Here is a 7,428-nt window from a genome sequence, read left to right as displayed (position 1 = left end):
CATGCGTTGGGGCGTCGACGGCGCCGACGCGGTGTGCCACCTTCGCGCCCTGTGGCTCAGCGAAGATAGCCAATGGGAATCCTTCTGGCGGGACCACCCAAACTAAGGGCCAAGTTTACCCACAAACCTGACGCTCACACAACCGCCGCGGGAGCGGCGGCCTACTACAACGGCGACTCCGTCGCGGGTGCAGGCCGCGATTCGAGCGGTATCCAAGCCCGCGGCGGCGGGCCGTTATAGCGCGACAGGGGACGAATGAGCCGATTGTAGTCCAATTGCTCGATGACGTGCGCGCTCCAGCCGACGACCCGGCTCACGACAAATAGCGGCGTGTAGAGATCCGTTGGGAGTCCGAGATAGTGATAGAGCCGCGCGCTCGGCCAATCGAGATTCGGCGGCAGATGCTTTTCTTCGCCGACGATCCGCTCGACGACTTCGGCCAGCTTTTCCAAATCTTCGTTGCCCGTCTCGGCAGCCAACTCGGCACAAAGCGGTTTGAGAATCTTGGCTCGCGGATCGCCGTTTTTATAAACGCGGTGGCCGAATCCCATGATTCGCGCCTTGCGCGCCAGTGCATCGCGGACCCAGACCTCGGCTTTGTCGGACGTGCCGATCTCGCGCATCACTTCCATCGCTTGTTCGTTGGCCCCTCCGTGCAGCGGGCCTTTGAGCGCGCCGATCGCGGCTGTGATTGCCGAGTGCAGGTCGGAGAGCGTCGAAGCGACGACCCTGGCCGTAAACGTCGAGGCATTGAATTCGTGCTCCGCATACAACACCAACGACATCTCCATCGCCCGCACCGCCCGCTCGCTTGGCTGCCGCCGCGTGAGCATCCACAGCAGATTGTCGGCCAGCGAGCGATGCTTGTCGGGCGGCACCGGTTCCTTTCCTTGCCGCAGCCGATGCCGCGCGGCCAAGATCACGGGCAACTGCGCCAGCAGCCGCTCGGCCTTGCAAACATTCGCTTCGTGGCTGTTGTCGGCCGCGTCGGCATCCCAATGGGCCAGAATGCTCGCGCCGGATCGCATCGCGTCCATCAGCGGCACATGCCCCGGAATCATCCGCACCATGTCGATCACCTGGTGCGGCACGGCTGCATAGTGCGCCAAGCGATGGCGGAACGCGCTCAATTCATCGACCTTCGGCAATTCGCCGTACAATAGCAAATAAGCCACTTCGTCGAACCGTGCTTTGGCAGCCAATTCCTCAATGCCATAGCCGCGATACGCAAGCCCGCCGGCAATGGTGCTGACCGCCGTTTCGCCGGCAACGATTCCTTCCAAACCAGGGCGATAGAGATCTTCCATAGCGAAAGGCTTGCGGCTGTAGGCTGCAGGTCGCTCCCTCTCGAACGCTTCGGGCAATAGATCGGCAACACTAGCCCGAAGCGTTAGCGAGGGACGGCCTCAATGCCAGACTTATTTTTCTTGCGTTTAGTGCGGCGGGTTGGGCTCGCCACCGAAATAACGGCGGTCGCGCTGTTCGTAGTCGGAATACTCCAGTAGCTCGTAGAGTTCTTCGCGGTTCTGCATCAGGTCCAGCAATCCGCTCTGCGTTCCCTCGTCGGCCAGCACGGCCAAGGCCGCTTCGACCGCCTTCATCGCCACGCGGAGCATCGTCACCGGATACAACACAACGGCATAGCCCAGGCCGGCGAGCTCCTCGAGCGGCAACAGCGGGCTTTTGCCAAACTCCGTCATATTCGCCACAAGCGGCGCGTCGACCTCGTCAGCGAACCGGGCAAATTCGTCTCGACCCGCGAGCGCCTCGGGAAAAATCCAATCCGCGCCGGCCGCCAGATACGCCTGCGAGCGGTAGATCGCGTCCTCGAGCGAACTGACGCCGCGAGCGTCGGTCCTGGCGATCAACACCAAATCCGAATCTTGCCGCGCGGCGGCAGCGGCTCGCAGCTTCGCGCACATCTCGGCCGGCTCGATGAGCGTTTTGCCCGATAAATGGCCGCAGCGTTTCGGCCAATGCTGATCTTCGATCTGGATCGCGGCGGCTCCGGCGGACTCCAATTCGCGCACCGTTCGTTCGACATGGATCGCCTCGCCAAAGCCGGTGTCGGCATCGACGATGACCGGGATCGCAACGCTCCGTGCCAATCGGGCCGTTTGCTCCGCCAATTCGGTGAGGGTAAACAATCCGACGTCGGGCATGGCCAGCGTGCCGGCGGAAAAAGCCGCCCCCGACAGGTAAACGGCATCGTAGCCCGATTGCTCAGCTAGCCGGGCAACCAGAGCGTCGAACGCCCCCGGAACTTGGATCGTCGCATCGACCACGGCTTGGCGCAATCGGCTTCCCGGTGAAAGATCGGACACGGCGTGGGGCTCCGGCAGTCTGGGCGGTGCGGCGAAACGACGCGCATGCGAATATACGGGCCGCGCCGCCAACCCCGCAAGGGCGCGAGCGGCCATGGGGCACTTGGCCCCGCCCGCGCGAAAAGATTCGACCTACCCCGATCCGTTTTCCTCGATTACGCTAATTCCATGCCCGCCCCCTCAACCTCCGCTATGCCCACCGCATCGCTGCCAGCGCCGTCGTTGGGCAATGGCTTGCAGCCGGTTTGGCGGCGCGTCGTCGAAACGCTGCTTATTTTCGTTGTCTTCTCCTTGCACGGCGCTTGGCCGGTGCCCGATGTGAACGAGGCCCATTATCTTTCCAAGGCAAAACACTATTGGAATCCGGAGTGGTGCAAAACCGATTTTTTCGTCAACACCGCCGATGCGCACCAAGTGTTTTATTGGACGTTTGGCTGGCTGACGCGGTTCGTGTCGCTGCCGGCGGCGGCATGGATCGGCCGATTGCTCACCTGGGGGCTTCTGGCGTTTGCCTGGGGGCGATTGAGTTGGGCCGTGGTGCCGCGAAATTGGCTCGTGATTCTCGGCGCCGTGTTGTTCGTGTCGCTAAATGAAAATGCGCACATGGCCGGCGAATGGGTCGTGGGCGGCGTCGAAGCGAAAGGTTTTGCCTACGTGTTGGTGCTGCTCGGAATGGAAGCGGTCGTGCGCGCGCGGTGGAATTGGGCGTGGCTCTTTCTGGGCGCCGCCACGGGAATGCATGCCATCGTCGGCGGTTGGTCGATTGTCGCAGCCGGTGTCGCGTGGCTCGGCAACCGGGCGCAGGGTGCCATGCCCGCTGCCCCGAGTGGGCATGCGAGCGGCGAGGAATCGCAGCCCAAAAAGCATGCCCACGCAAAGCCGTCGACACGGCACGCGAACCCACCGCTACGGCGAATGCTTCCCGGCCTGCTCGGCGGGTTTTTGCTGGCGCTGCCGGGCGTGTGGTTCGCGATCGCGCTGACGCACGGCGCGGATCCGCAAACCGTCGCCCAGGCCGACGCGATCTATGTCTGGCAGCGATTGCCGCACCATCTGGCCGCCGACCATTTTCAAATCGGCTTTCCAAGCCGGCACATGCTGCTGTGGGTGCTCTGGTTCGTGTTGATCACGATCTCGCCCGCCGATGGGCCGCAGCGGCGATTGCGATGGATGGTCAGCACCGCAATGCTGCTGGCGGCGATCGGCTATGCATTGGTCCTCGTCGCGCATTGGAACATGACATTCGCCACGTCGCTGCTGCGGTTTTATTGGTTTCGCATGTCGGATGTTTTCATCCCGTTGGGCGTGACATTGGTCGGTCTGAACTGGCTGCGGCAAACGATGGGCGGCGGGCTGCAAACCGTTCCGACCGCAACGAACGGATCACCGAACGATTCGCGGGCCGATGCTGCGAGCGACGCACGGTCTGAGCTTGGCCGCTTGCGGGCGGCGCGCTTGTGGCTGGCCGGATTGATCCTCGTCGCAGGCGTCGATTTGGCGGTGCAGCTTGAGCATTTGCCGCCGGAACTGGCTTGCTGCGGCCTGCCGTCGGTCAATCCGCGGGCCGACAAGGGAGTCGTTTACGACGATTGGCGAGCGCTTTGCCGCTGGGCCGGCGAGAACACTGCCCCCGAGGCGTGTTTCATAACGCCGCGAATGGAGTCGACCTTCCGCTGGTATGCCAATCGCGGCGGCGTGGTGAGTTGGAAAGACATTCCTCAAGACGCCGCCGGAATTGTCGACTGGTGGCATCGCCTGCAAGACATCTGGGGAATGGGGACACCGGCCGGCACGATCAAATCGCTAGGTATGCTTTCTCCGCAGCGCTTGGCCCAGCTGGCCGCAAAATATCGGGCCGAATATGCGATCGTGCAACTCTATCCCGACGTGCCGCGTGTGCCGCTCAAAGCGGTTTACGAAAACAATTCCTATGCGGTGTATCGGTTTTCGGGCGCGAGCAAGTGATTGCTTCGATTTCTCACGAGCTCGAACGGCATGGTGGCACGCGTTTCAAGTGGCCGACGGCATACGGAGTATGCCTGCTACGTAGTAGGCACACTCCGTGTGCCGGCGGCGATGCCGATTCGCTCTCGCCCGCAAGCAGGCAGTGCTAAAACTCAACGTCTTCAACCCGTCCGCATCGACCATTCTTGCTCGCGGTCGAAACGCTCGAAGGGCATGGTGGCACGCGTTTCAAGTGGCCGACGGCATACGGAGTATGCCTGCTACGTAGTAGGCACATTCCGTGTGCCGGCGGCGAAGCGCAGAGCGGTAAGGGGAGCCAAAGCGAGGCTAACGGCACGCGGAGCGTATCTGCTACTTTGGTTGCCATCTCGTTTCCAACCTTTCCAATCGCTAGATTAGAATTAGGTGGTCTTTGGAAGCGCGGGCGGCACGACGCCTTTGGCGGCGAATCTCCATCATGGCAAATCTCAGCATCCTTAACGGCCAGCGATCCGGCGAAACCTACGAACTTGTCAGTCCGCAGGTGCAGCTTGGCCGCGATTCGTTTTGCGATGTGGTGATCCCGACCCGCAGCGTTTCGCGGCAGCATGCCCGAATCGTTTGCGAGGCCGATGGCTTCTATATCGAAGACCTCAACAGCCTCAATGGCACCTATATCAACGGGCGGCGGATCAGCCGGCGCACGCGGCTTGCCGATCGTGATCAAATTCGATTGTTCGATGTGCTGCTGGAATTTCACTCGGGGGCCGTGCCGCCCGGCGCCGCGGCGAAATTTCGCCGGCAGTCTGCCGACGTCGGTGAAGAAACCCTCACCGCTCCGCGTCCGACAACGATCGTCAATTCGTTCGACGCGCGCGACGAATCACGCCTTGATGTGGGAGCACAAATCAAACTTCGGGCGGTGCTCGAAATTGCCCGCAATTTGGGGCAATCGCTGGCCGTCGACGAGTTCTTGAAGAGCATTCTCGACACGCTGTTTCAAATCTTTCCGCAAGCCGATCGCGGCTACATTCTGCTGGCCGACGAAACCGACGGTCGCTTGGCACCGCGGGCCGTCAAGCTCGGCCGCGGCGAGGGGAACGAATCGCTGACGTTGGGACCAATCAGCCAATCGGTCGCCCAGCGCGTGATGACCGAGGGAAAAGCGATCCTGAGCACCGACGCCCAATCGGCCGACCGGGCTGCTTCGGTGTTGGAAGAGGCAGCCAGTTCGATGATTTCGGCGCCGCTGATGGGTCCGTCGCATCAGCCGCTGGGCCTGATCCATATCGACACATCCGACCCGATTCGCCAATTCGGCGACGAGGATTTGGATGTGCTGGCGAGCGTGGCGGTCGTGGCGGGGCATGCCGTCGAACATGCCCGGCTGCACGAAACGGCGATGAAGCTCGACCGCCGCGAGCGCGAATTGGCAATGGCCCAGGACGTGCAACTCCACTTCTTACCGCAGCAGGCGCCGGCGCTGCCGGGCTATCGCTTTTACAGCTATTATCGCGCGGCCGAAAACGTCGGCGGCGATTATTTCGGCTATATCCCGCTGCCCGACGGCCGGCTGGCAATCGCCGTCGCCGACGTGTCGGGCAAGAGCATTTCCGCGGCGCTGTTGATGGCGCGGCTTTGCGCCGAGGTGCGGTATTGCCTGGCGGTGACTCAAACTCCGGTCGAAGCCATTGCGCGCTTGAACCGCGAATTTTCCGGTCCCGCCCTGGGCGATATGTTCATCACGTTTCTGATGGGCGTGCTCGATCCAAAGGAGCAAATGCTGACGCTCGTAAACGCGGGGCACATGCCGCCGCTATTGCGGCATCGGCGATCGGGCGCGGTCGAGCCGCTGGGGGTGGCCGAATCGGGTCCGCCGCTGGGTTACGATCCGAATCAGGTTTACGCCGCCTCGTCGGTCGTGCTCGAGCCGGAAGATGTGATCGTGATGTATACCGACGGGATCAGCGAGGCGACGAACCCGAAGGGAACGTTCTACGGCACGAAGGGCATCGAACGCCTCTTGGCCCGGGGTGCCCGAGACGTAGAAACCTTGGGCCGGCAACTGATGGGCGACGTCGAACAATTCACCTGCGGCAGCCCCCAGAGCGACGACATCTGCCTCCTCTGCTTCACCCGGGAAGCCGGCAAATTCGCGCCATCGTAGTCCGGCAGCCATTTCGCTTGCGGTTTCGCGCGTTGCAGTGCCACGACCAATCGTGTGCCGCTGGCTCCGCCGGCAAAACCAGGGGCACACGGCAAATCCAAGAAATAGAGGAACAACCACGGATCACACGGATGATGCAAAGACTGAATTTCCTCAATCCGTGTCATCCGTGTGATCGGTGGTTTTCTTGCTCGAACCACTGGTGTTAATCGCCGCCGCCGATTTCTTCGTTGAACATCTGCACCACCAGCGAAATTTCCTCCGCTTCGTGCTGCTGGAATTGGCGATGAAATCGCGCGAAGCCGCTCGCCAGATCACCGGCGCCGAGGGGCCGTTCGTGGTAGACCAATTGCTCCGCCTCCTCGACCAAATCGCAAAGGGCCACAAATAGCCGCGGATGTTGCGACCGCAACGCCTCGGCCCGGCGGCTCAAACGCGGGGCAACGTCGATGCCGTCATCGAAATAGCCATAGGCTTCTTCCAGCGAAAAGTGCATCGCCAATTGATCGCGGAGCTTGCCGAGCAGCCTGGCGACCCGCCGCAATTCGATTCCGGCCTCGTGCGGCCGCGCCAACAATCCCCCGGTTTCTTCCAAAAGTTGCCGCAATTCGCGGTTATCCTCCTTGATCTCCTGGAGAAACGCGGCATTGATCGTGAGAGTCCGTTGCGCGGTGACCATGGTCGGCCTCCTATTGCCCGTCGTTCGGGCAAATGGGTTTTGACACTCCAATCGGTATATTCGGAACCGGGTGCCATGCCCGCGGCTGCGCGTGGGCATGTGCGGCTAGCAGCCGATTTTGGTTTTGATAATGCCTGAAATCACTACTGATGTCCGGCGGGAGCGTAATCAGCATCGCCATCGGCACACGGAGTGTGCCTGCTACGTAGCAGGCATACTCCGTATGCCGTCAGCCATTTAACACGCGCCAAACTGCGAGCGCCATGCCAGTGCAATGCAGCATCCAGCGACCGCTGCCGAGGAATGCTACCTTC

General features: G+C 61.8%; 5 protein-coding genes. 2 read left to right on the top strand and 3 right to left on the bottom strand.

Features of this window, described 5'->3' with window-relative positions; all coding sequences use genetic code 11:
• Positions 1-164: 164 nt before the first annotated feature.
• Complete coding sequence (locus VHX65_09185; GenBank protein ID HEX3998708.1) at positions 165-1,307, bottom strand: citrate/2-methylcitrate synthase; 1,143 nt, start codon at positions 1,305-1,307, stop codon at positions 165-167.
• A 126-nt stretch (positions 1,308-1,433) separates the two neighbouring features.
• Positions 1,434-2,324, bottom strand: a complete 891-nt coding sequence (prpB, locus tag VHX65_09180) for a methylisocitrate lyase (protein HEX3998707.1) — start codon at positions 2,322-2,324, stop codon at positions 1,434-1,436.
• Positions 2,325-2,516: 192 nt separating this feature from the next.
• Here prpB and VHX65_09175 point away from each other — a divergent pair, with 192 nt between their 5' ends.
• Together VHX65_09175 and VHX65_09170 are read left to right on the top strand one after the other, a co-directional pair.
• On the top strand, positions 2,517-4,289 hold the full coding sequence (locus VHX65_09175; protein ID HEX3998706.1) for a DUF6798 domain-containing protein: 1,773 nt from the start codon (positions 2,517-2,519) through the stop codon (positions 4,287-4,289).
• A 457-nt stretch (positions 4,290-4,746) separates the two neighbouring features.
• Entirely contained in the window at positions 4,747-6,435 is a 1,689-nt protein-coding gene (locus tag VHX65_09170; GenBank protein ID HEX3998705.1) for a SpoIIE family protein phosphatase, read from the top strand.
• Positions 6,436-6,640: 205 nt separating this feature from the next.
• Here VHX65_09170 and VHX65_09165 read toward each other — a convergent pair whose 3' ends face one another.
• Entirely contained in the window at positions 6,641-7,114 is a 474-nt protein-coding gene (locus VHX65_09165; GenBank protein ID HEX3998704.1) for a hemerythrin domain-containing protein, read from the bottom strand.
• Between the last annotated feature and the right edge of the window lie 314 nt (positions 7,115-7,428).

The organism is Pirellulales bacterium (assembly GCA_036267355.1).
Taxonomy (GTDB): domain Bacteria; phylum Planctomycetota; class Planctomycetia; order Pirellulales; family DATAWG01; genus DATAWG01.
Note: the sequence above shows the minus strand (reverse complement) of the source record. Positions and strands in the feature narration are given on the sequence as shown.

What these genes read in the sequence shown, in the direction of transcription:
- VHX65_09165 (HEX3998704.1), bottom strand. Translation starts at nt 7,114, where the DNA reads ATGGTCACCGCGCAACGGACTCTCACGATCAATGCCGCGTTTCTCCAG.
- VHX65_09185 (HEX3998708.1), bottom strand. Translation starts at nt 1,307, where the DNA reads ATGGAAGATCTCTATCGCCCTGGTTTGGAAGGAATCGTTGCCGGCGAA.
- VHX65_09170 (HEX3998705.1), top strand. Translation starts at nt 4,747, where the DNA reads ATGGCAAATCTCAGCATCCTTAACGGCCAGCGATCCGGCGAAACCTAC.
- VHX65_09175 (HEX3998706.1), top strand. Translation starts at nt 2,517, where the DNA reads ATGCCCACCGCATCGCTGCCAGCGCCGTCGTTGGGCAATGGCTTGCAG.